We start from the raw sequence: 23,732 nt of genomic DNA, 5'->3' as shown, positions 1-23,732 counted from the left end.
TCAAGGGTGGAATGAAATGAAGGACCTGACGCGCGGCTCCATCGTAAGCCACATCCTGAGCATGGCGCCACCGATCGTGGTCGGCATGATGACGATCATGATCTGCCAGCTTGTCGATCTGTATTTCGTGTCCGGGCTCGGCGATGCCGCGGTTGCGGGCGTCGCCGCGGCCGGCAACGCCGGCTTCCTCGTCAACGGACTGATGCAGATGCTCGGTGTCGGCACGGTGGCGCTGGTCTCGCATGCCGTGGGCCGCAAGGATCGCGACGACGCCAATCTCGTGTTCAACCAGGCGATCGTGCTGTCGGCGCTGTTCGGGCTGTTGACGCTGCTCGGCGGCTTTGCGCTCGCGCGCCCCTACATGCGCGCGATTGCTGTCGATGAGGCCACCATCAATGCCGGCACCACTTATTTCCTCTGGTTCATGCCGGCGCTGGCGCTGCAATTCATCACGCAGGTGATGGGGGCGGGGCTACGGGCCACCGGCATCGTGCGGCCGAGCATGCTGGTGCAGGTGCTTGCGGTCATCATCAATATCGCGCTGGCGCCGGTCCTGATCACGGGCTGGGGCACCGGATACGCGCTCGGCGTCGCCGGCGCGGGCCTGGCAAGCACGATCGCCGTCTTCATCGGCGTGCTGATGCTGCTGTACTATTTTCGCAGGCTGGAGCGCTATGTCGCCTTCCATCCTGCGCAATGGCGTCCGCAGCTGCGGCAGTGGAAGAGGATCCTCAATGTCGGCCTGCCCGCGGGCGGCGAGTTCGTGATGATCTTCATCTTCATGGCGGCGATCTACTACGTGCTGCGCGATCTCGGTCCGGCGGCCCAGGCGGGCTTTGGCATCGGGACGCGTGTCGTGGGCTTGATCCAGATGCCGGCCCTTGCCGTCTCGCTCGCGGCAGGGCCGATCGTCGGCCAGAATTTCGGCGCGGGCAACTACGAGCGGGTGCGGGAGACCTTCGTCAGGGCGGCGCTGATCGCGACGTTCGTGATGATCGCGCTGACGATCTTCGTGCAGCTCAAGCCCGGATTGCTGCTCGCCGGATTCTCGAATGACCCGGAGACGATGAGCGTCGCGTTGCTGTTTCTGAAGATGATCTCGCTGAACATGGTGGCGCAGGGGTTGATCTTCACCTGTTCCAGCATGTTCCAGGGCCTCGGCAACACCAAGCCGGTGTTGTGGAGCTCGGCGACGCGCGTCATCACCTATTCCTTGCCGGCGATCTGGCTCTCGACGCGGCCCGGTTTTCGGATCGAGTATGTCTGGTACCTGTCGAATGCGGCGACGACGCTGCAGGCCGTGCAGAGCCTGTGGTTGCTGCGCCGCGAGTTCAGGAAGCGCCTGGTGCCGGGGCAGCAGGCGGATGCGCCAAGGCAGGTGACGTCCGAGCCCGTTGCGCCTCCGGTGAGCGAGCCCGCGTAGCGAGGGCCCCACGCTTGTCGCCCACCCACGGCTCCGGCTAGTTTGCCGGGCCGTGGGATGGCGCGAACCTGCAAGGGATGGAAATGACCGGAGTGTCGAACGAGCTGGGGCGAGCGTCCGTGCTCTCCGAGATCTGGGCCGCGCGCTACCGCACGCCGGCCCGTTTCGTCGCGCTGGTCGCGCTGTTGCTGCCGTGGACGACGACCGGTGTGACCTTTGCGCTGATCCCCTGGCTGATCGCCTTCGCTTTCGTCGATTTGCGTGAGTTTCCGCGTTCGCTGCTGCGCCCGGTTTGCCTGCTGCCGATCGGGCTGGTGCTTCTCGCGCTGGCCGGAACGCTCTGGTCGGATGCACCCTGGCCGGACAGGCTGCACGCAGTCGGACCGGCATTGAAGCTTCTCGCGATCCCGCTTCTGATCTACCAGTTCGAGCGTTGGCCCTACGGCAATTGGATGTTTTCCGCGTTCCTTGCATCTTGCGCGTTGCTGATGGTTTATTCCTTCGCCGTCGCGATCGATCCCGCCCTGTCGCTGAAACTCTATCTGTCGCGCGGACCCTACAAGGTCGAGAGCGGGATTGCGGTGCGCAACTATATCGACCAGAGCCAGGAGTTCGGGCTCTGCGTGATCGCGCTGGTCTATCCGATCGTGACGCTGTTTCGTGACGGCCGCGTCCGCAGCGCGATATTGCTTGCGATGTTGTTGCTCGGCTTTCTCCTCAACATGATTTTCGTGGTGGTCTCGCGGACGGCGCTGGTGACGCTGCCGATCCTGGCTCTCGTGTTTGCACTGCTGCATCTGCGCTGGCGGATGGCTCTGCTCGCCGCGAGCGCGATGGCGCTGGTTGCGGTCGCTCTCTGGTCCGTCTCGCCGCATCTGCGTGCGACGGTCGCGAAATTCCAGGGCGACTATGAGACGAGTACGCAGGACAATAAGGTCAGCGGCATGGGCTCGCGCCTGGAATTTTGGCGGAAATCGCTGGGGTTCATCGCGGATGCGCCGCTGATCGGTCATGGCACCGGCTCGATTCGCGAACTGTTTGCGGGCGTGGCCGCGGATGAGGACGTCGATCCGCTGCGCGGTCAGATCGTCAGCAATCCGCACAATCAGACCCTGAGCGTTGCCGTGCAGTGGGGCGTGGCGGGCGTTCTGGTTCTCTATGCGCTGTGGTTTGCGCATTTGCTGATGTTCCGCGGCGAGGGGCTGGCCTGCTGGATCGGCCTTTTGGTCGTCGTGCAGAACATGCTGTCCTCGCTGCTCAACACCCATCTGTTCGACTTCGCGCCGGGCTGGATCTATGTGCTCGGCGTCGGTGTCGCCGGCGGCATGGCGCTGGCGAAGCAGTCGACGATGGACGTCAGAGCGAGCTGATGCTGTTCCAGACCAGGGTGGCGCCCGACAGGAACAAGAGGCCAAGCACGACATCGCCAAAGTGCTTGTCGCTGAGCGCGTGATAGACGCGCGCGCCGGCCCATGCGCCGATCAGCGTGCCCGGGAATGCCACCATCGTGAGCCAGACCACCTTGAATGCGACCAGGCCCGAGGCCGTCTGCACCACCAGCGCGGTCGCGAGCACCGTGAAATTGAACAGCTGGAAGATGCCGCGCCGCTCGTGCTTGTTCCAGCCGCGGATGTTGGCCCACAGGATCGGCAACGGTCCGGACAGTCCGGCGAGCCCGCCCAGAATGCCGCCGGCAAATCCGATCGCGCCGTCGGCGATGCGGCCGCCGAAGGTGACGGCGAGCGGCCTCTTGTTGAGATAGAGGGCCGTCGAGAAGATCAGGATCAAAACGCCGACGCTCAGCTTGAACACTTTCGGATCGGCGGAGGCGATCAAGGTGGTGCCGATCGGAACGCCGATCAATCCGCCGATCAGGAACGGCCACACCAGCGAGAGATCAAAACTCTTCCACATCGAGGGCAGCGTCGAGGTCTGCGCGATCACCGAACAGATCAGCACCAGGGGCACCGCGAGCGAGGGCGGCAGCACGTAGAGCCAGATGCCGAGCGCCATCAGCGCGGTGCCGAACCCCGCCAGCCCCGAGACGAAGCCGCCAGCCAGCGCGCCGAACAGGAGCAGCGCGTAAGTGAGCGTTTCCACCGATGAATCCCTGCCATGACCGGCGACCCGGAAGCCGTGATCGCCTCATGGCGCTTAGCACAGATGCGGCGCGAGAGGTCAATTTCAAAACCGCAGGCCCGCGCAATTCCCTGGTTCGCTAGACGATCTGCCTGACGTCGGCAGGCTTGTGCAGTGCGCCGACGAGGATGCGCAGCGCCTCGGTCAATTCCGATCGGTTGCGCGCCGCGCCGAGTGAAACGCGCGCCGCATGCGGCGAGGTTCCGTCGACGGTGAAGGCGTCGCCGGCAACGATCGCGAGCCCATTTCGCAAGAGATGCGCGGCGACGTCCGGCCGTCCCTCCGGCAGGTGCAGCCACAAATGATGTGCGGCGGGCTTCGCCTGGAACTGAAAACCTTTCAACGCGCGCTGTGCCAATTGCTGGCGGCCGACCGCTTCGTTGCGGATCGCGGTGATGATGCGGTCGGCGACACCGGTCTCGAGCCAGTGCGTCACCAGCGCGACCATCAGCGGCGCCGGCATCTGCACGGTCGCCTGGAGATGGCCGCGCATCTGAAGCTGCGCACCGCCGTCGGGCGGCAGCAGATAAGCCACGCGCAGCGCCGGCGCGATGCATTTCGACAGCGTGGTCGCCAGATATGTCCGCTCCGGGATGAGATTGGCGATCGGCGATGCCGAGCGATCGAGCAGCCCGTAGGCATCGTCCTCGATCAGCATCGTATCGGCGTCGCGGACGATCTTGGCGATCGCGCCGCGCCGCTCGGCGGAGAGCGTCGCCGTGGTCGGGTTGTGCAGCGTCGGAATGAGATAGACGGCCTTCGGCCTGTGCGTGCGGCAGGCCTTCGCCAGCGCATCGGGCAGCACGCCGCCGTCATCCATGGCGACGCCGACGAGCCTGACGCCGAGCTGTGCTGCGACGGCCTTGATGCCGGGGAAGGTGATGGCTTCCGTCAGCACGACATCGCCCGGTCGTGCGAGATGGGCGAGCAGGTTGAACAGGATCGTCTGTGCGCCCGGAAAGATCACGAGCTTGTCGGCATGCGCATGCGGAACGCGCGTGCGCATCCAGCGCGCGGCGACCTCGCGCTCATGGGCGCTGCCGCCGGGCGGCTGGTAATTCAGGAATGCGGTGAGGCCCGATTGCGCGCGAATGGCCTCGAGCCCCGCGATGATGCGCTCGTCGAGCTGCGCTTCGAGCGGATGCGGCGGCACGTTCATCGAGAGGTCGATCGCGACGGGATGCGGCAGGTCGACCGCGCGGCGCGCGCTGGTCTCCGACACGAACGATCCCTGGCCGACGCGGGCCTCCATGATGCCGCGGCGCCGCGCCTCGGTGTAGGCGCGCGTCACCGTGGTCAGGTCGATGCCGAGCGCTTTTGCGAGCGCACGCTGCGTCGGCAGTTGCTGGCCCCGCACCAGCCGGCCGGCGGCGATGTCGGCCTCCATGGCCTCGACGATGCGCTGGTAGCGCGGCCCGCTCAGCTCCGAGATTGTAGGAGTCCAATCCATGCAATTTAGGCCCATATCCTTTGAATGTATGGATGCAAGATATTATTGTATGGATCAGCAAAACGGAAGAGGTGTCGTCATGGCGACCGGTTCGATCTCTCTGGCAAAGGCGATGTGGCGCGGGTTTCGCGGCAAGTGCCCGAACTGCGGCGAGGGGCACATGTTCGGCCGCTTCCTCAAGGTGGCCGACGCTTGCGATCATTGCGGCGAGGAGCTGTTCCACCAGCGCGCCGATGATTTTCCGGCCTATCTGGTGATGGTCGTGGTCGGCCATCTCGTGGTGCCGGCGATCCTCGCGGTCGAGACCGCCTACGCGCCGCCGGTCTGGCTGCAATTGGCGGTGTGGTTGCCGGTGACGCTGTTTGCCTCGCTGGCGCTGCTGCAGCCGACCAAGGGCGCCATCGTCGGGCTGCAATGGCAGATCGGCATGCACGGCTTCGAGGCGAGCAAGCTGCGGCGCGAAGCTTCTCAGCTTGCGCCCGTGCTGGTGAAGGCGCCGCGCGCGGCTTGATGCCCCGCGGCGTTTACATCGCGCCGCTCCCCGCTACACTCCATCGTATCAAACAAGAACGATGGAAACGCCGATGGCCGCACGCGCAAGAACCTTCCTGCTCTGTCATGGCGCGTGGTCCGGCGGGTGGGCCTGGAAGAAGATGCACCCGCTGATGGCGCAGGCCGGTCACCGCCTGGTCGCGCCGACCTACACCGGGCTCGGCGAGCGATCGCATCTCGCAAGTCCCGAGATCGATCTCGAGACGCATATCCAGGACATCCTCAACGTCATCAAGTTCGAGGACCTCAGCGACATCGTGCTGCTCGGTCACAGCTATGGCGGCATGGTCGCCACCGGCGTTGCCGATCGCGCGCGTGAGCGCGTGACGCAATTGATCTATCTCGATGCCTTCGTACCGCGCGATGGCCAGTCATTGTTTGATCTCAACGAGACCGGGCGAGAGCCGATGCGCAAGGCGGCGGCCGCGGCCGACGGCTACCGCATTCCGCCCAACCCGCCGCCGCCGGATACGCCGCAGGCCGATCTCGACTGGCTCAATGCGCGCCGTATCAACATGCCGCTCAAATGCTTCGAGACGAAGCTGAAGCTCGGTCACGGCGAACCCGCGATGCCGCGCAGCTACATCTACTGCAAGCGCATTCCGCCGGGCGATGTGTTCGGGCAATTCGCCAAGCGAACCAAGAGCGAGGAGGGCTGGCGTTATTTCGAGCTCGATGCGAGCCATGCGCCGAACGTGACGGCGCCGGAAGCGCTGATGGGCGTGTTGCGGGAGATCGTTGAGTAACAGGCCAAGATGCGATGCAGTCGACCGATGAACGGTCAAGCCTTCCTTATTTCGATCCCGAATTTTGCAGGAAGGTGATCCAATGCGCTGCCGCGAGTTGCGTGGTGTGGCTTGTCGCGGCCGTGCTGATTCTTGGCCTGGTCGATCCGAGCAACGGTCGATGTCCGGGTTGGATCATCTACAGCACCAATGGGCAGGCGTCTTCGCTGTGGCTCTTCGTTGGGCTGTTCGCTGCGCTACCCACAATCTGGATTTGTTATAACGCGATATGGTGGGACCGCTTTGTGACGAAAGTCTATGAGAGTGCGAAGGGCACTTATAGGCCATTCCCAAACGCAGCGCCCAAGCTTCGCGAGCGGTATCAACCCGATCCGCTCATCTTTCCCTACAATTTTACGTTCGTCGTAGTGAGCGTTGGCTGGAGTTTCTTTTGTACAATTCCGCTTTGGGTGATGCTCTCCCACTGCATGAGCTTGCCTCACTATTTCGGATACAATTAGGCATCATCCTGAGTTCCCCGGCCCAAAATTGGTGAGGGGTCCGATGCGTCGGCATCGGACCCCTCGTTGCTTCCTAGTTAAGACGCGCTTTCTTGACGCGAGCCGGAACTCCACTTCGCTCGAAAGCGCTTTAGTATATCAGCCGGCCTGTAAGCCGGGTTCTGTAGGGCACCGCCCGCTTGCGCAGACGGTACGTGACGGCCATTCCTCTGGGACCATGTTTGCACATGGCCTCGAGCAACCTACCCGGACGGCGGGCCTGACATCGCCCCGCGGCGTTATCGCTTTCGCGAACAGCCCGCTACGCCGTCCCTATTCGGTTTTGCTCCCGGTGGGGTTTACCATGCCGGCTCCGTTGCCGGACCCGCGGTGCGCTCTTACCGCACCTTTTCACCCTTACTTCCTCCGAGGAGGGAGCGGTTCGTTCTCTGTGGCACTTTCCCTGGGGTCGCCCCCGCCGGACGTTATCCGGCACCGCATGTCAAGGGAGCCCGGACTTTCCTCCCCGGCGGCCTTTCGGCACTTGCCGGAGCGGCCGTCCGGCCGACTGACGGCCTAGGCAATGGGCATTTGTGACGGTTTCGTCAAGCGGAGATCGTCGCGCACGCGGCGGTGTAAATAATTTATCCTGAACATGTCGTTGGGCGCGGACCCCGTTCGACTGGGTGCCGGCGATCCCGCCAGCAACAGGAGTTGAGCGATGCAGTATCTGCTGCTGATCTACCGGAACGAGGCGCAACAGGGCCAGATGGCGCCCGCCGATTACCAGAAGCTGCTGGCGGAGTATTCCGCCTACACCCAGTCGATCGTCCAGAGCGGCCATTTCAAGGCAGGCGACGGACTGCAGCCGACCAAGACGGCGACCACCGTGCGCGTTCGCGACGGCAAGACGCTGGCGACCGATGGTCCCTTCGCGGAGACCCGCGAGCAGCTCGGCGGCTATTATCTCGTCGAGGCCAGGGATCTCGACGCCGCGATCGAGCTCGCGGCACGGATTCCCGGCGCCCGGGAAGGGTCGATCGAAGTTCGGCCGGTCATGATCTACAAATGATCTCGAAAATAATCTCGCGATGATGTCGTTTGGTGCCGGCCCCGTTCGACTGGTGTCGGTCATCCCCCAAACAACAGGAGTTGAGCGATGCAATATCTGCTGCTGATCTACCGGAACGAAAACTACATGACCGACATGAGCGCCACCGACCGTCAGAAGCTCGCGGGAGAATACGGCGCCTACACGCAGTCGATCATCCAGAGCGGCCATTTCAAGGCCGGCGATGGACTGCAGCCGACGACGACGGCGACCACGGTGCGCGTGCGCGACGGCAAGACCTTGACCACCGACGGTCCGTTCGCGGAAACGCGCGAGCAGCTCGGCGGCTACTATCTGGTCGAAGCCAAGGACCTCGACGACGCCGTTGCGCTCGCCGCGCGCATCCCCGAGGCCAAGCGCGGATCGATCGAGGTCAGGCCGGTCATGATCTACAAGTGATCGCACCAGCCGACATCGACAGGATCTTCCGCGACGAGGCGGGGCGGGCGCTCGCCACCCTGATCCGCCTCGTCGGTGATTTCGACCTGGCCGAGGATGCGCTCCAGGACGCGTTCGCGGTCGCGCTGGAGCGCTGGGCGGCGGGCGAGCTGCCCGGCAATCCACGCGCCTGGCTGGTCAATGTCGGCCGCAACAAGGCGATCGACCGTGTGCGTCGCCAGGCCGCCTTCCGCGGCAAGCGGCAGGCGCTCCTGCACGAGCTCGAGCTCAACGCGGACACGCCGGCCGAACCCACGGCGATGCTCGACGACGATATGCTGCGGTTGATCTTTACCTGCTGCCATCCGGCGTTCGCGCCGGAAGTGCGGGTCGCGCTGACGCTGCGCACGGTCTGCGGCCTCTCCACCGCGCAGGTCGCGCGCGCCTTCCTCGTCGGTGAGGACGCGATGGCGCAGCGCCTCGTGCGCGCCAAGCAGAAGATCAGGCTCGCCGGCATTCCCTATGAAGTGCCCGAGCGCGATGCGCTGGCACCGCGGCTCGACGGCGTGCTCGCCGTCATCTATCTCGTCTTCACCGAGGGCTATGTCGCAACCTCCGGCGCCGACCTGATGCGGCCCGACCTTGCGGTCGAGGCGATCAGGCTCGGCCGTTTGCTCGACCGGCTGATGCCCGAGCGCGCGGGGATCAAAGGATTGCTGGCGCTGATGCTGCTGCACGATGCGCGCCGGGCCGGTCGCGAGACCGCGGCCGGCGACATCGTTCTGCTGGAAGAGCAGGACCGCTCGCTCTGGGATCGCGCGCAGATCGAGGAGGGGCTGCGTCTCGTCGATGACGCGCTGCGCGTGCCGGGTCGGCCGCAGCCTTATGCGGTGCAGGCCGCGATCGCCGCGCTGCATGCCCGCGCGCCGAGCTTTGAGGCGACCGATTGGCCGCAGATCGCCGGGCTCTACGAAGTGCTGCTGCGCATCAGCCCGTCTCCGGTGATCGAGCTCAACCATGCCGCCGCGATCTCGATGGTCGACGGCCCGGCGCGCGCGCTCGATCTCGTCGACGCGATCACCGCGCGCGGCGGGCTGGACGGCTATGAGATGTTGCCGGCGGTGCGTGCCGATCTGTTGCGACGGCTCGGCCGCAAGGATGACGCGCGCGAGGCCTACCGTGTCGCGACCGAGGCGACGCAGCTCGCGCCGTTGCGGCGGCTCTATGCGCGGCGCGTGCGGGAGCTCGACTAGATGCCGAGCGCGCTCTGATAGGCGAACAGCGCAGGCGCGCCGCCGGTGTGCAGGAAGATGACATCCTCGTCGTTGCGCCAACGCCCCTGGCGGATCATCGCAATCAGGCCGGCGAGCCCCTTGCCCGAATAGACGGGGTCGAGCACGAGTGCCTCCGTTTGCCCTGCAAGCCGGATCGCTTCGATCGTTGCCTCGTGCGGCACGCCATAGGCCGGTCCGGCGTGACCGGCGACCACTTCGACCGTGGACTCGTCGAAGCCGACCTCCAGTAAATCCGCGGCTTGCCGCGCGAGGGCCACTACATCGGAGCGCACCCGCGCGGGCTCGGCGTCGATATCGATCCCGACGATTTGCGTGTCCGGCATCGCCGCCGCCGCGCCGACGACGAGGCCGGCCTGCGTGCCGGCGCTGCCGGTGCAATGCACGATCGCGGCCGGCTTGAAGCCCGACCGCGCCGCCTGCCGCACGATTTCAGAAATCGTGGTGGCATAGGCGACAGCGCCGAGCGCATTCGAGACGCCGTAGGGCACGAAATAGGGCCTGCGCCCCTTCGCCTGGAGATCGTCGACGAGCGTGCGGATGGCCGCGTTGCGGTCGCCGGTCCAGGGCACGTCGTGCAGCTGCGCGCCGAACAGCCGATTGAGAAAGGCGTTGCCCGAGGTCTCGTATTCCGGCGTCGGCGGCGCGAGCCGGCCGTGATAGACGGCGAGATGACAGGCGAGCCCAAGCTTTGCAGCAACCGCTGCGACCTGCCGCTGGCTGTTCGATTGCACGACGCCGCCAGAGACGATCGTATCGGCACCCTTTGAGACGGCATCGTGCAGGACGTAGTCGAGCTTGCGCAGCTTGTTGCCGCCGAAGCCGAGCCCGGTGGCGTCGTCACGCTTGATCCACAGTCGTGGCCCGCCGAGATGGGCCGTCAGCCGCTTCATCGGTTCGAGCGGCGTGGGAAGATCGGCCAACCCCAGGCGAGGAAAGGCTGCTAATCGCTCAGTCAGTGGCTTGCGATCGATCTGCATCGTATCGTTCGTCCTGCTTGCGTCTGATCGCGGGACAATAGCCCGACGCACGCAATCGCAGCGACGATTGCGTGATCACATTCGAGCGAACAGCGGACCATTTTTTATCGAGGCGTCACTTCGACGCGACGGCAGTCCCGTCCGCAGGCAAGCTCGCCAGCAGCGCCTGCAAGGTCGACAGCGTCGAGTGATCGGCAACACCATCCAGTCGCGCCGGGCGGAAGTGGCGCTGGAATGCCGTGATGACTTCCATCGTCGCTGCGTCGTATTTGCCGGTCAGCGGCACGCCATAGCCATAGCGCGCCAGCGCCTGCTGCAGGCTCAGCACCTCGTCGCTGATGGTGCCGAGCATCAGCGTTTCACCGCGCACGATCGGCGCCGGCGTCACCCAATGACCGACGCCGGAATTGGCCAGCGAATGCCAGGGAAATTTTTCGCCGGGATCCTTCTTGCGCGCGGGCGCAACGTCGGAATGACCGAGCACGCGTTGCGGAGTCACCTTGCGGCGAAGCATGATGCCACGGCACAGCGCGATCACGGCGGCGATCTGGCGCAGCGGATATTCCGGATAGCCCCAATCGTGGCCGCGATTGATGATCTCGATCCCGATCGAGCAGGAATTGATATCGTCCTCACCGGCCCAGGACGAGACGCCGGCGTGCCAGGCGCGCCGCGCTTCGGGGACGCACTGCACGATGCGGCCGTCTTCGAGCACGACATAGTGCGCCGACACCTCGGTGCCCGCCGTGCACAGTCGCGCCAGCGCGCCCTCGACGTCGGGCATGCCGGTGTAGTGCAGCAGGATCATGTCGGGCTGCCGTCCCTTGTTGCGCTCGCCGTGATTGGGCGAGGGGATGATGTCGGAGACGGTCGACGAATCCGGCTCGAACGTCCGCATGTTCGCCGCGGCCTTGGGAACCGGGAGAACGCGCTGACGCTTCGAATCAGTTCCAGATGGCGTGGACGGACCGGACGACATAACCAACTCGGGTCGGACAGGATAATGGGCCAAGCCCTTCTCTTTACTATTTCTTTACTGTCCGGTCCGCGCAATCACGCGATGCGGTTAACGGGTGCATTTTGGCGCATGTGTGTGGATGACGCATCACCGATGGGTCGCCTTTTCGACTTGTAATGAGCCGATCAACGCTTTCTTAACGCTAAGGGCCGTTACTGAGGGGTGAAGAGCCGACCCGCGTCCGGAGGCGGCCAGAAGCGATTTTGGCTCGAAATCCCATGGCTGCCCGACATATTCCACTGGGATCACCGGGCTTGCCGCCCGGGACGACCGGGCTCGGCACGCATGTTGGACTGGGGCTTTGTCGTGGAACCGCCGCGACGCGGAATTATTCGAGGCGTGATGGGCTGCTTCGCCCCATATTTTACCTGCGTGCACGGCAGGTGCGACGCATGAGTGACGCGCCGCACATTCCCGTGCTTGGCCGCGAGGCGATCGAGCATCTCGCGCCGCGCGAGGGCCGCATCTATATCGATGCCACCTTCGGCGCCGGCGGATATAGCCGCGCCATTCTCGATGTGCCGGGAACCCGCGTCATTGCGATCGATCGCGACCGCACCGCGATCGCCGGCGGCGCCGAGCTGGTCGCGCATGCCGCGGGCCGGCTGACGCTGGTCGAAGACCGATTCTCGAATCTTGCCGAGGTCTGCGCGGCGCAAGACGTCGACGCGGTCGACGGCGTCGTGATGGATGTCGGCGTGTCCTCGATGCAGCTCGACCAGGCCGGTCGCGGCTTCTCGTTCCGCCTCGACGGTCCGCTCGACATGCGCATGGGGCAGGTCGGCCCGACGGCTGCCGAAATCGTCGCGCGCGCCTCGGAAAGCGATCTCGCCGACATCATCTATCTCTTCGGCGAGGAGCGGCATTCGCGCCGCGTTGCCCGCGCCATCGTGGCTGACCGGCAGGAGACGCCGTTCACCACCACGCGCGCGCTCGCCGATCTCGTCGGCCGGGTGGTGCGCTCGAAGCCCGGCGACATTCATCCAGCAACGCGGACGTTCCAGGCGCTGCGCATCTTCGTCAATGAGGAGCTCGAGGAGCTTCAGACCGCGCTCGCGGCGGCGGAGCGCGTGCTTAAGCCCGGCGGACGCCTGGTGGTGGTCTCGTTCCACTCGCTGGAAGACCGCATCGTCAAGAATTTTCTTAGCCTGCGCGCCAAGACCGGCGGCGGCTCGCGGCATCTGCCGGAAGTGGCGCAAGGCGCGCCGAGCTTCCAGCTCTTGACGCGGCGCCCGGTGATCGCCGGCGAGGCGGAGGTTGCGCACAATCCGCGCGCCCGTTCCGCAAAGCTGCGTGCCGCCGAGCGCACCTCGGCGCCGGCACACGACGATTCAGAGCCGTCGTCCTGGCCGAAGCTCTCCGACGTGATGAGGGGGGGCTAAGCACATGCGCTTCATCCACCTGCTCGTCATCGGCGCGCTGATTTTCGCGGCCGCCTATGTCTACCGGATCAAGATGGACTCCACGGCCCGCACCGAGAAGGTGCTGCGGCTGCACGCGGAGATTCGCGAGCAGCGCGACGCGATCGCGCAGCTGCGCTCCGAATGGGCCAAGCTCGATGCGCCCTTGCGTCTGCAGGGCCTCGTCGAGCGCCATCTGCCGCTGAAGCCGGTCAACGGTACACAATATGACTCGCTGAAGAACCTGCCGGAGCGTCCGCCGCGGATGTTCCGGCCGGGCGAGCCCGATCCGATCGGCGCCATGCTCAACACCATCGAAGCCGCGAGCGACCCTGATACCGTGACGGGCTCCGTGCCTCAGCCCGAGGACAAGCAATGAGCGCTGCGACTCCGGCCAAACCCAAGCCGACTGAACCGTGGCGGCAGCGGCTGATCCGCAGCCTGCTCTACGGGCGCAATGTCGATCGCGCCGCGAAGGCGCGGGCGCGCGTGGGGCTCGCAATGGTCGCCTTTTCCCTGGTCTATGCCCTGATCGGCAGCCGGCTCGTGATGTTCGCGATCGGCGCCGACGCTCATAGCGCGCGGCGGGCCGCCTCGCAGGAAGTGGTCGCGACTGCGCGGCCCGATATCGTCGACCGCAACGGCGCGATCCTCGCGACCGACGTCAAGGCGGCAAGCATGTTCGGCGAGCCGCGCCGCATCATCGACAAGGACGAGGCGATCGAGCTGTTGACCGCCACCGTGCCCGACCTCGACGAAGCCGAGGTGCGGGAGCGCCTGAAGACGCGCAAGGGCTTCGTCTGGCTGAAGCGCGAGATCACGGCAAAGCAGCAGCAGGACATCCACAAGCTCGGCCTTCCCGGCATCGGCTTCCTGCGCGAGAACAAGCGTGTCTATCCGACCGGCAACGAGGTCGCCCACCTCATCGGTCTGGTCAACATCGACAACCAGGGCATCGCCGGCATGGAGAAGTGGCTCGACAATCAGGGGCTCGCCGATCTCCACCGTGCAGGTTTTGCCACCGACCGCCTGCAGAAGCCGATCGAGCTGTCGGTCGATCTGCGCGTCGAGCACGCGCTGCGCGACGAGCTGTTGAAGGCCAAGGAGAAGTTCCACACCAAGGCCGCCTCCGGGCTTGTCACCAACGTCAACACCGGCGAAATCATCGCGATGGTCTCGGTGCCGGATTTCGACCCGAACAATCCGAAGGAAGCCCACGACCCGGACCGCATCAATCGCTTGACGACCGGCGTCTACGAGATGGGCTCGACCTTCAAGGCGTTCACGCTCGCGATGGCGCTCGACACCGGCAAGTATGGTCTCGACTCGCTGTGGGACGCGCGCGGGCCGCTGCACTACGGCAAGTTCGCGATCCATGACGACGAGCCGAAGGGCCGCTTCCTGACCATGAAGGAGGTCTTCACCTTCTCCTCTAACGTCGGCGCGGCGCGCATCGCGCTGTCGCAGGGCGTGGAAGCGCACAAGGCGTTCCTGCGCAAGATGGGGCAGATGGAGCGGCTGCGCACCGAGCTGCCGGAGAGCGCCTCACCGATCCTGCCGCGGCGCTGGAGCGATTTGAACACCATCACCATCTCGTTCGGCCATGGCATGGCGGTCGCGCCGTTGCAGGCCGTGATGGGCGTCAGCGCCCTCGCCAACGGCGGCCTTTTGATTCCGCCGACCTTCCTCAAGCGCACCGAAGAGGAGGCGCGGGCGGTCGCAAAGCGTGTGATCAAGCCCGAGACCTCGGACAAGATGCGCTTCCTGATGCGGCTGAACGCAGAGATCGGCACCGCCAAGCGAGCGAATGTTCCCGGCTACTACATCGGCGGCAAGACTGGCACCGCGGAAAAGGTGGTCAATGGCCGCTATGCCAAGAAGAAGGTGCTGACCGCGTTCACTGCGATCCTGCCGGCGGACAAGCCGAAATACCAGCTCCTGATCATGCTCGACGAGCCACAGCCTCTGAAGGAAACCTACGGCTTCATCACGTCGGGCTGGAACGCCGTTCCGACCGCCGGCAACGTCATTAGCCGTATCGGGCCGCTGCTCGGCATCGAGCCCCGCTACGACCTGCCGCCTGCGGACCGCCTTATTCTTGCAGCATCCAGGACAACCCAGTAATCAATCGGGTAGGCCGTAGCCGCTGCTGAGTCGGGGATTTTCCTCAAGATTCGGCTTTTCGGCACGGTGACCGGAAGACCATGAAGCTGCGTGACCTCTTAGGCAATGATGCCGCAATCGAGCCCGCTACCGCCGCGCTCGATGTGGGCGGCGTTGCGTTCGACAGCCGCGTGGTCAAGCCGGGCGATCTCTTCTTCGCGCTCGCCGGCAGCAAGACCGACGGCGCGCGGTTCGTCGATGCTGCGATTGCGGCCGGCGCGGTCGCCGTGGTCGGCGATCATGCGCCCGATGGCTGCAAGGTGCCGTTCGTCTCCGTCGCCAATCCGCGCCGCGCACTGGCGCTGGCTGCAGCGAGATTTTTCCCGGCCCAGCCCGCGACGATTGCGGCGGTGACCGGAACCAGTGGCAAGACCTCGGTGGCCGCATTCACGCGCCAGATCTGGGAGCGGCTGGGGCATGCCTCGGCCAGCATCGGCACCATCGGTCTCGTCTCGCCGAAACGCACTGTTTATGGCTCGCTGACGACGCCGGATCCGATCGCGCTGCATCGGCAGCTCGATGAGATCGCGCGCGAGGGCGTGACGCATCTCGCCTTCGAAGCATCGTCCCACGGGCTCGACCAGTATCGGCTCGACGGCGTGCGCGTCTGCGCCGGCGGCTTCACCAATCTCTCGCGTGACCACATGGATTACCATCCGACCGTCGCGCACTATCTCGCAGCAAAGCTCCGGCTGTTCCGCGAGCTCGTGCCGCCGGGCGGCGCTGCAGTGATCTCGGCCGATCACGATTGCTCCGCGGAAGCGATCGACGCGGCGACGGGGCGCGGCTTGCGCGTGATGGCGGTGGGGCGTCACGGCGACGGGGCCGGCGAGGGCATTCGTCTCACCGATGTCGAGGTCGAGGGCTTCTCGCAAAAGCTTGCACTTGAACATCGCGGCAAGCGCCATGTGGTCCGGCTGCCGCTGGCCGGCGAATTCCAGATCGAGAATGCGCTGGTCTCGGCCGGCCTTGCCATCGGCACCGGCAGCGATGCGGCCGGTGTGTTTGCGAGCCTCGAACATCTCGAAGGCGCCAAGGGCCGGCTCGAACGCGTCGGCGAGCGGAACGGCGCGCCGATCTTCGTCGACTACGCGCACAAGCCCGATGCACTGGCGAAAGCGTTGCAGGCGCTGCGGCCCTACGCCAGGCGCAGGCTGATCGTCGTGTTCGGCGCCGGCGGCGATCGCGATGCCGGCAAGCGGCCGATCATGGGCCAGATCGCGGCGGAGAATGCCGATCGCGTCATCATCACCGACGACAATCCGCGCAGCGAGAAGCCGGAAGCTATTCGCGCCGCGATCCTCGCCACCGCAAAGGGCGCGCGCGAAATCGGCGACCGCGCAGCTGCGATCCGCGCCGCGATCGAGGACCTGGAAGATGGCGATGCGCTGCTCGTCGCCGGCAAGGGCCACGAGACTGGGCAGATCGTGGGTGGCGAGGTCCTGCCGTTCAGTGATCACGAGGCGGTCGCCGCCGCATTAGCATCGAGGGTCGCATGAGCGCGCCACTATGGACGGTTGCCGAGGTGGCGCGTGCGCTTGGCGCGAGCGGATCATTCCCGGACACGCCCATCGACTTCGTTACCCAGGACAGCCGCCTGGTGAAGCCGGGCAGCCTGTTCGTGGCGTTGAGCGGCACGCCGAGCGGCGGCTTCATCTCGGCCTTCGCCAGCGCGCGCGACGGCTGGGAGTTCGCGGACAAGGCGGAAGCGTCGGGCGCGGTGGCGATGATCGTGCCGCACGAGATCGCGGGCGTTCGCATTCCGCAGATCGTCGTGAAGGACACGCTGATCGACGGCCTCTGGGGCCTCGCGCGCGCCGCACGCGCGCGCTTCAACGGTCCGGTGATCGGGCTCACCGGCAGCGCCGGCAAGACCAGCACCAAGGAGTTTCTGGCGGCCTATCCCAATGCCTATGCGAGCCCGTCGAGCTTCAACAATTTCTGGGGCGTGCCGCTGACGCTGTGCAATGCCCGGCCCGATGCCAGCCTCTGGGTCGTCGAGATGGGGATGAACCAGCGAGGTGAGATCGCAAGGCTCAGCGAATTGACGCGGCCGACCGTCGCGCTCGTCGTCAATGTCCAGCCGGTGCATCTGGAAAAGCTCGGCTCGCTCGATGCGATCCGCCGCGAGAAGGTGTCGATCGCGCTCGGCCTGCCGGAGGACGGCGTGCTGGTGCTGCCGGCCGGCATCAAGGCGCCGGACTGGAAGGGCAAGGTGGTGCGCTTTGGCGAGAAGGCCGAGGTGCACGAAGTCGCACACGCGCCGCACGGCGAGAGCTGGCAGGTCGTGGCCGCGATCGGCAAGAAGGAGATCGCCTTCAGCCTCACGCCGGGGGCGCCGCACCGCGTGCAGAATGCGCTCGCTGCGCTCGCCTCGGCTCACGCCGCGCATCTCGATGCCGCGACGCTCGCGATCAAGCTCGACCGCGTCGGCATCATGACCGGCCGCGGCGTCGAACAGGCGGTCGGCGGCGTCACCGTGATTGACGACAGCTTCAACGGCAACCCGGCGAGCGTCGCTGCTGCGCTGCAAAGTCTGCAGGCGCGCAACATGACGGGCGGCCGCCGCATTGCGGTGCTCGGCGACATGCTGGAACTGGGCGACGACGCACCAAGCTACCACATCGCGCTGGCCACGCATCTCGACGGCATCGACGGTATCTATTGCGTCGGGCCCTTGATGCGGCACCTCTATGACGCGCTTCCCGCCGGCAAAGGGCTCGGCTGGCACGACGATCCCGCGACGCTGAAAGCCAGCGAGGTCGCGGGCCTGCTGAAGGCAGGCGATGTCGTGGTTGTCAAGGGCAGCAAGAAGATGTTCTGGGTCAACAAGTTTGTGCCGGGGCTAGTGGCCGCCTTGCAGGCAAAGGCGTAAACTGCTTGGAAGGCGCTGTTCCCGAATCCCACTCTTTGCGGTGCCAAGGCTGCACGTTTCTTGCCGTCCGGTTTCTTTGAGGTCGCCCGACCCATGATGAAAACCAGCGAATGCGCGTGAGTCGAAATCTGCGTCTGAAGAAGCCTGCGTGCGAAAGGCGCCATAGGACCGTCTGAATGTTTTACTGGCTGATCGAGCTCTCCAACACATTTCCAGGCTTCGGTGCGGTGCGCACCGTTCTGAACGTCTTTCGCTACATCACCTTCCGCACCGGCGGCGCCATCGTCACCGGCGCGCTGTTCGTGTTCCTGTTCGGACCCTGGATCATCGATCATCTGCGCATCCGCCAGGGCAAGGGACAGCCGATCCGGACCGACGGCCCGCAATCGCATCTGGCCAAGAAGGGCACGCCCACCATGGGCGGGCTGATGATTCTGTCCGGCCTCACGGTCGGCACCGTGCTATGGTGCAATCCGCTCAATCCCTATGTCTGGATCGTGCTCGCGGTGACGCTCGGCTTCGGCTTCGTCGGCTTCTATGACGATTACCTCAAGGTGACCAAGCAGACCACGAGCGGGTTCGGCGGCAAGCTGCGCCTGCTGATCGAGGCGGTCATCGCGCTGGTCGCCTGCTATGCGCTGGTGCGGCTGAACCGCGATCCCGCCTCGACCGCGCTGACGATCCCCTTCCTGAAGGACACCGTGCTGCATTTCGGCTGGTTCTTCGTCGTGTTCGGTGCCTTCGTCATCGTCGGCGCGGGCAACGCGGTGAACCTCACCGACGGTCTCGACGGCCTTGCCATCGTTCCCGTGATGATCGCGACCGCGAGCTTTGCGATGATCGCCTATCTCGCCGGCAACGCGGTGTTCGCCGACTACCTCCAGATCAAATATGTCGCGGGCACCGGCGAGCTGGCGGTGCTCTGCGGCGCGCTGCTGGGCGCCGGCCTCGGTTTTCTCTGGTTCAACGCGCCGCCGGCCTCGATCTTCATGGGCGACACCGGCTCGCTCGCGCTCGGCGGCATGCTCGGTTCGATTGCGGTCGCGGTGAAGCACGAGATCGTGCTCGCGGTGATCGGCGGACTGTTCGTGCTGGAGGCGGTCTCCGTCATCGTGCAGGTGGTATCGTTCAAGCTCACGGGCAAGCGCATCTTCCGGATGGCGCCGATCCACCACCATTTCGAGCAGCTCGGCTGGACCGAGCCGCAGATCGTGATCCGCTTCTGGATCATCTCGGTGATGCTGGCGCTCGCCGGCCTCTCCACGCTGAAGCTGCGCTGACGGTATCGCGATGATCCCGGTTACATCCTTTGCCGGCAAGACGGTCGCGGTGTTCGGCCTCGGCGGCTCGGGGCTCGCTTCCTGCCACGCGCTGAAGGCCGGCGGCGCCGAAGTGATCGCCGCCGACGACAATGCCGAGAACGTCGCCAAGGCGGCGCAGGCCGGCTTCATCACCGCCGATCTGCGCAACGTCGCCTGGGACAATTTCGCGGCGCTCGTGCTGGCGCCCGGCGTGCCGCTGACCCATCCGGTGCCGCACTGGAGCGTGCTGAAGGCGCGCGAGGCCGGTGTCGAGGTGATCGGCGACATCGAGCTGTTCTGCCGTGAGCGCCGGCGCCACGCGCCGAACGCGCCGTTCATTGCGATCACCGGCACCAACGGCAAGTCGACCACGACGGCGCTGATCGCGCATCTCACGAAGGTGGCCGGCTACGACACCCAGATGGGCGGCAATATCGGCACCGCGATCCTGTCGCTGGAGCCGCCGCGCACGGGCCGCGTCCACGTCATCGAGATGTCGTCCTACCAGATCGACCTCACGCCCTCGCTCGATCCCTCCGTCGGCATTCTGCTCAATGTCAGCGAGGATCACATCGATCGTCACGGCACCATCGAACATTACGCCGCGGTGAAGGAGCGTCTCGTTGCGGGCGTGCAGGCAGGCGGCACCTCGATCGTCGGCGTCGACGACGGCTATTGCCGCGACATCGCCGACCGGCTCGACCGCGCCGGCAAGAATGTGGTGCGGATCTCCGTCAGGAATCCGCTGGCGAGCGGCATTCATGTCGAGCACGGCACCATCGTGCGCACCGCGGGCGGCGCCCGCAGCGAGATCGCCAAGCTCGGTGGCATCGGCTCGCTGCGCGGGCTGCACAACGCGCAGAACGCGGCGTGCGCGGCCGCAGCCGCGCTCGCGATGGGCATCGGTCTCGACGTGCTGCAAAACGGCCTGCGCAGCTTTCCGGGCCTGGCGCATCGCATGGAGCAGGTCGGCCGTCGCGGCAACGTGCTGTTCGTCAACGACTCCAAGGGCACCAATGCCGATGCCACCGCGCATGCGCTGTCGTCCTTTTCGGAGATCTTCTGGATCGCCGGCGGCAAGCCGAAGGCCGGCGGCATCACCAGCTTGACCTCCTTCTTCCCGCGCATCCGCAAGGCCTATCTGATCGGCGAGGCCGCCCAGGAGTTTTCCGGCACGCTCGGCCCGGTCGCGCACGAGATCAGCCAGACGCTCGACGTCGCGGTCGCGCATGCCGCGCGCGATGCGGAAGCATCGGGTCTCACCGACGCGGTCGTGCTGCTGTCGCCGGCCTGCGCCTCCTTCGACCAGTACCGCAACTTCGAAATCCGCGGCACGAAGTTCCGCGAGCTGGTGCAGGCGCTGCCGGGTGTGAAGCCGGTGGTCTGAGGCATGTCGCGGCGACGCAGGATCGGACTCGTCGTCGCTGCTCTTGCTATTCCCGTCGGTTTCCTTTGCGTTGTCTTCTTTGACAGCGTCATGCACGAATTCGGCGCGTGTCGTGTCGTTCGCCAGAAGTTGTTCGCCTCGCCAACTGGCAGCAAGCTGGTCGTCGTGGTCTGGAAGTCGTGTGGCGCGAAGGTGCCTGACAGCACCCAGGCCAGCATCGTGGCGCGCGGTCGGACGTTCTCGCCGGAGGATACGCCGACCTTTGTCAGCGTGCGTGGGCATCTTGACGTCGTCGTCGTCTGGAGCAGCGAGCGAGCGGTCAGGATCGGCTTCATTCCCGAGCCAGGCGAGGTCTTCAAGCGCGATCCGCGCGCGGGGGATGTCGCGATCAACTACGAATAGGGCTCTCGTGTCCCGGACGCGGTGCAGCGTGTAACGCTGCTCCGCAGAGCCGGGACCCACGCCACGCGATTGCTGGGAGACGTGGGCCCCGGCTCTGCAGCGCACCGTCGAAGAGACGCTGCGCTGCGTCCGGGGCACGAGACTCTTCAAAACTTGAACGATTCCTTAACCCCCCGGTAACCAACCTCGGCGACCAATGGACGGACCTCTGTCCGAAAGCGGCCGCCCATGCTCTCCCGTGAAGAACGCACCCCCTTTACCGAGTGGTGGTGGACCGTCGACAAGCCGCTGCTCGGTGCGATCCTGGTGCTGATGCTGACCGGCGTCATCCTGTCGCTGGCGGCGAGCCCGCCGGTGGCGACCCGCATCGGGCTCGATCCCTTCCACTTCTTCAGCCGTCACGTGATGTTCCTGGCGCCGTCCTTCATGGTGCTGGTCGGCGTGTCCTTCCTGTCGCCGCGCTCGATCCGGCGAAGCGCGCTGATCATCTTCACGATCAGCATCATCCTGATCGTGGTGACGCTCGCCATCGGCCCTGAGGTCAAGGGCTCTCGCCGCTGGATCACGCTGCTCGGCGTCAACATCCAGGCCTCGGAAATCGCAAAGCCGTCGTTCGTCGTCATCGCCGCCTGGCTGTTCGCGGAATCGACCAAGCGGCCGGAGATGCCAGCGACCTCGATGGCGCTGGTGCTGCTGATGATGCTGGTCTCCCTGCTGGTGATGGAGCCGGACTTCGGCCAGACCATGCTGATCCTGATGGTGTGGGGCTCGCTGTTCTTCATCGCGGGTATGCGCATGATCTGGGTATTTGGCCTCGCTGGCATCGGCGCGGCCGGGCTGTTCAGCGCCTATCTTTTTGTTCCCCACGTTGCCGGGCGCATCAAGCGCTTCATGAATCCAGCCTCGGGCGACACCTTTCAGGTCGATACCGCGATGGAGGCCTTCTACAACGGCGGCTGGTTCGGCCTCGGACCGGGCGAAGGCATCGCCAAGCGCAGTCTGCCGGACAGCCACACCGACTTCGTGTTCGCGGTTGCCGCCGAAGAATTCGGCATCATCCTGTGTCTGGCGATGTTGACGCTGTTTGCCTTCGTCGTGATCCGGACGCTGTCGCGCGCCTATGCCAACGAAGACATGTTCTCGCGCTTTGCAGCCTCTGGGCTCGCGATCCTGTTCGGCGTACAGGCCGCGATCAACATGTCGGTCAACCTCCAGCTCATTCCCGCCAAGGGCATGACGCTGCCCTTCATCTCCTACGGCGGCTCCTCGATCGTGTCGCTCGCTTATGGTGTCGGCATGATGCTGGCCCTGACGCGGCTGCGCCCGCGCACCGAGGTCGAGGCCAGCGGCCATGCCGAGGCGATGCGCAGTTACGCGTGATCCTCACCCCCGCGCAACGGCGAAGCCGTTGTCGCTGGAGGAGCCGCGCTCTGCGCTCCTCAGGATGAGGGTTTGAGATGCCGCTTGCTGCGCTCGTAATGACGAGAAAGACCTTGTAAAAGGCCTCTCCATGGACACTTCCCCCTTGATTCTTCTCGCCGCGGGCGGCACCGGCGGCCATCTGTTTCCGGCCGAGGCGCTTGGCGTCGAGCTGATCCGGCGCGGCTTTCGCGTGCGCCTCGTCACCGATGAGCGCGCGCTGCGCTATAGCGGGCTGTTCACCAAGGACATGATCGACGTCGTCGCGAGCGAGACCGCGCGCGGCCGCAATCCGATCCAGCTCGCTTATGCCGGCCTCACGCTCGCCACCGGCACGCTGTCCGCTTACCGCCTGATCAAGCGATTGAAGCCAGCTGCCGTCATCGGCTTCGGCGGCTATCCGACATTGCCGCCGCTGGTCGCGGCAAAGTTCGCGGGCGTACCGAGCATCATCCACGAAGCCAACGCGGTGCTCGGCCGCGCCAACCGGTTTCTCGCGAGCCGTGTGCGCGCCATCGCGACGTCGCTGCCGGGCGTGCTCGACCGCGATCCGGCGCTGGCGGCCAAGACCACGACGGTGGGCACGCCGATGCGGCCGGGGGTGCTCGCGGCTGCGGCCGTGCCATATGCCGCACCCGAGGTGAATGGCCCGCTGCGCCTGCTCGTCGTCGGCGGCAGCCAGGGCGCGCGCATCATGGCCGACGTCGTGCCGGGCGCGATCGAGCGGCTCGAGCCCGCGCTGTGGGGTCGGCTCATTCTCACCCAGCAGGTCCGCGACGAGGACATGACCCGGGTGCGTGCGGTCTACGACAAGCTCAAGATCAATGCCGAGCTCGCGCCGTTCTTCGCGGATCTGCCGGCGCGGCTTGCCTCCAACCATCTGGTGGTGTCGCGCTCCGGCGCGGGCACCGTCGCCGAGCTCGCCGCGATCGGCCGGCCGTCGATCCTGGTGCCGCTGCCGGGCGCGATCGACCAGGATCAGTTCGCCAATGCCGGCGTGCTGGCCAAGGTCGATGGCGCCATCCGCATCCCGCAGACCGAGTTCACCTCTGATCGCCTCGCCGCCGAGATCTCGGGTTTTGCCGCCGAGCCGGCGCGTCTTGGCGCCATGGCAGCGGCGGCGAAGGGGGCAGGCCGGCTCGATGCCGCCGAGCGGCTGGCCGATCTGGTGGTCAAAGTCGCGGGAATCTGACGCGAAAAAGCCCTTGTCTTGGCCT

22 protein-coding genes and 1 other RNA gene are annotated in these 23,732 nt (G+C 65.6%); 18 read left to right on the top strand and 5 right to left on the bottom strand.

Features of this window, described 5'->3' with window-relative positions; all coding sequences use genetic code 11:
* Window positions 1-16 precede the first annotated feature (16 nt).
* Both NLM31_RS32730 and NLM31_RS32725 read left to right on the top strand, forming a co-directional pair.
* Window positions 17-1,423: an MATE family efflux transporter gene (locus tag NLM31_RS32730; RefSeq protein WP_254194979.1), complete on the top strand. Its 1,407-nt coding sequence runs from the start codon at window positions 17-19 to the stop codon at window positions 1,421-1,423.
* An 83-nt stretch (window positions 1,424-1,506) separates the two neighbouring features.
* Complete coding sequence (locus NLM31_RS32725; protein ID WP_254194978.1) at window positions 1,507-2,793, top strand: O-antigen ligase; 1,287 nt, start codon at window positions 1,507-1,509, stop codon at window positions 2,791-2,793.
* Here NLM31_RS32725 and NLM31_RS32720 read toward each other — a convergent pair.
* Window positions 2,780-3,523 (bottom strand): TSUP family transporter, encoded by a 744-nt coding sequence (locus tag NLM31_RS32720; protein WP_254194977.1) that lies wholly within the window; start codon window positions 3,521-3,523, stop codon window positions 2,780-2,782. The two genes, NLM31_RS32725 and NLM31_RS32720, sit on opposite strands and share 14 nt — an antisense overlap.
* 118 nt (window positions 3,524-3,641) lie before the next feature.
* Window positions 3,642-5,012, bottom strand: coding sequence for a PLP-dependent aminotransferase family protein (locus NLM31_RS32715; protein ID WP_254133404.1), 1,371 nt, complete (start codon window positions 5,010-5,012; stop codon window positions 3,642-3,644).
* Window positions 5,013-5,091: 79 nt separating this feature from the next.
* On the opposite strand from NLM31_RS32715, the gene NLM31_RS32710 reads away from it, so the two are divergent.
* The 3 genes from NLM31_RS32710 (at window position 5,092) to NLM31_RS32700 (ending at window position 6,810) form a co-directional block, all read left to right on the top strand.
* Entirely contained in the window at window positions 5,092-5,523 is a 432-nt protein-coding gene (locus tag NLM31_RS32710) for a DUF983 domain-containing protein (protein WP_254133403.1), read from the top strand.
* Between the two features lie 73 nt (window positions 5,524-5,596).
* On the top strand, window positions 5,597-6,310 hold the full coding sequence (locus NLM31_RS32705; protein ID WP_254133402.1) for an alpha/beta fold hydrolase: 714 nt from the start codon (window positions 5,597-5,599) through the stop codon (window positions 6,308-6,310).
* A gap of 14 nt (window positions 6,311-6,324) precedes the next feature.
* Window positions 6,325-6,810 carry a hypothetical protein gene (locus tag NLM31_RS32700; RefSeq protein WP_254194976.1) on the top strand — a complete coding sequence of 162 codons (486 nt, stop codon included), beginning with the start codon at window positions 6,325-6,327 and terminating at the stop codon, window positions 6,808-6,810.
* Between the two features lie 134 nt (window positions 6,811-6,944).
* Here NLM31_RS32700 and rnpB read toward each other — a convergent pair.
* An RNA gene (gene rnpB / locus NLM31_RS32695) (RNase P RNA component class A) lies at window positions 6,945-7,361 on the bottom strand.
* 149 nt (window positions 7,362-7,510) lie between these two features.
* Between rnpB and NLM31_RS32690 the strand changes: the two genes are divergently transcribed.
* The 3 genes from NLM31_RS32690 to NLM31_RS32680 all read left to right on the top strand — a co-directional run bounded on the left by NLM31_RS32690 (window position 7,511) and on the right by NLM31_RS32680 (window position 9,531).
* Window positions 7,511-7,861, top strand: coding sequence for a YciI family protein (locus tag NLM31_RS32690; RefSeq protein WP_254133400.1), 351 nt, complete (start codon window positions 7,511-7,513; stop codon window positions 7,859-7,861).
* Between the two features lie 87 nt (window positions 7,862-7,948).
* Entirely contained in the window at window positions 7,949-8,299 is a 351-nt protein-coding gene (locus NLM31_RS32685) for a YciI family protein (protein ID WP_254133399.1), read from the top strand.
* Entirely contained in the window at window positions 8,299-9,531 is a 1,233-nt protein-coding gene (locus tag NLM31_RS32680; protein ID WP_254135502.1) for an RNA polymerase sigma factor, read from the top strand. The genes NLM31_RS32685 and NLM31_RS32680 overlap by 1 nt, the downstream gene beginning before the upstream one ends.
* On the opposite strand, the gene NLM31_RS32675 is transcribed toward NLM31_RS32680, so the two are convergent.
* Both NLM31_RS32675 and NLM31_RS32670 read right to left on the bottom strand, forming a co-directional pair.
* The gene (locus NLM31_RS32675) at window positions 9,528-10,550 is read right to left on the bottom strand and encodes a D-cysteine desulfhydrase family protein (RefSeq protein ID WP_254133398.1); all 1,023 of its coding nucleotides are present in this window, start codon (window positions 10,548-10,550) and stop codon (window positions 9,528-9,530) included. The two genes, NLM31_RS32680 and NLM31_RS32675, sit on opposite strands and share 4 nt — an antisense overlap.
* A 115-nt stretch (window positions 10,551-10,665) precedes the next feature.
* Window positions 10,666-11,448: an N-acetylmuramoyl-L-alanine amidase gene (locus NLM31_RS32670; protein WP_254133397.1), complete on the bottom strand. Its 783-nt coding sequence runs from the start codon at window positions 11,446-11,448 to the stop codon at window positions 10,666-10,668.
* Window positions 11,449-11,960: 512 nt separating this feature from the next.
* Here NLM31_RS32670 and rsmH point away from each other — a divergent pair.
* The 10 genes from rsmH to murG all read left to right on the top strand — a co-directional run bounded on the left by rsmH (window position 11,961) and on the right by murG (window position 23,707).
* Window positions 11,961-12,950, top strand: a complete 990-nt coding sequence (gene rsmH, locus NLM31_RS32665; protein ID WP_254133396.1) for a 16S rRNA (cytosine(1402)-N(4))-methyltransferase RsmH — start codon at window positions 11,961-11,963, stop codon at window positions 12,948-12,950.
* Between the two features lie 4 nt (window positions 12,951-12,954).
* Entirely contained in the window at window positions 12,955-13,347 is a 393-nt protein-coding gene (locus NLM31_RS32660) for a hypothetical protein (RefSeq protein ID WP_254133395.1), read from the top strand.
* Complete coding sequence (locus NLM31_RS32655; RefSeq protein ID WP_254133394.1) at window positions 13,344-15,092, top strand: penicillin-binding protein 2; 1,749 nt, start codon at window positions 13,344-13,346, stop codon at window positions 15,090-15,092. Before NLM31_RS32660 ends, NLM31_RS32655 begins: the two co-directional genes overlap by 4 nt.
* An 80-nt stretch (window positions 15,093-15,172) precedes the next feature.
* Window positions 15,173-16,630, top strand: coding sequence for a UDP-N-acetylmuramoyl-L-alanyl-D-glutamate--2,6-diaminopimelate ligase (locus NLM31_RS32650; protein WP_254133393.1), 1,458 nt, complete (start codon window positions 15,173-15,175; stop codon window positions 16,628-16,630).
* Window positions 16,627-18,006, top strand: coding sequence for a UDP-N-acetylmuramoyl-tripeptide--D-alanyl-D-alanine ligase (murF, locus tag NLM31_RS32645; RefSeq protein WP_254194975.1), 1,380 nt, complete (start codon window positions 16,627-16,629; stop codon window positions 18,004-18,006). The genes NLM31_RS32650 and murF overlap by 4 nt, the downstream gene beginning before the upstream one ends.
* Before the next feature lie 176 nt (window positions 18,007-18,182).
* Window positions 18,183-19,286 carry a phospho-N-acetylmuramoyl-pentapeptide-transferase gene (gene mraY, locus NLM31_RS32640; RefSeq protein ID WP_254133391.1) on the top strand — a complete coding sequence of 368 codons (1,104 nt, stop codon included), beginning with the start codon at window positions 18,183-18,185 and terminating at the stop codon, window positions 19,284-19,286.
* 10 nt (window positions 19,287-19,296) lie between these two features.
* Window positions 19,297-20,694: a UDP-N-acetylmuramoyl-L-alanine--D-glutamate ligase gene (gene murD / locus NLM31_RS32635; RefSeq protein ID WP_254194974.1), complete on the top strand. Its 1,398-nt coding sequence runs from the start codon at window positions 19,297-19,299 to the stop codon at window positions 20,692-20,694.
* Between the two features lie 90 nt (window positions 20,695-20,784).
* Window positions 20,785-21,096, top strand: coding sequence for a hypothetical protein (locus tag NLM31_RS32630; RefSeq protein WP_254194973.1), 312 nt, complete (start codon window positions 20,785-20,787; stop codon window positions 21,094-21,096).
* Window positions 21,097-21,324: 228 nt separating this feature from the next.
* On the top strand, window positions 21,325-22,476 hold the full coding sequence (gene ftsW, locus NLM31_RS32625; protein WP_254133387.1) for a putative lipid II flippase FtsW: 1,152 nt from the start codon (window positions 21,325-21,327) through the stop codon (window positions 22,474-22,476).
* 130 nt (window positions 22,477-22,606) lie between these two features.
* Window positions 22,607-23,707: an undecaprenyldiphospho-muramoylpentapeptide beta-N-acetylglucosaminyltransferase gene (murG, locus tag NLM31_RS32620; RefSeq protein ID WP_254194972.1), complete on the top strand. Its 1,101-nt coding sequence runs from the start codon at window positions 22,607-22,609 to the stop codon at window positions 23,705-23,707.
* Window positions 23,708-23,732 lie beyond the last annotated feature (25 nt).

It is taken from the genome of Bradyrhizobium sp. CCGUVB4N (genome assembly GCF_024199945.1).
Taxonomy (GTDB): Bacteria; Pseudomonadota; Alphaproteobacteria; order Rhizobiales; family Xanthobacteraceae; genus Bradyrhizobium.
Note: the sequence above shows the minus strand (reverse complement) of the source record. Positions and strands in the feature narration are given on the sequence as shown.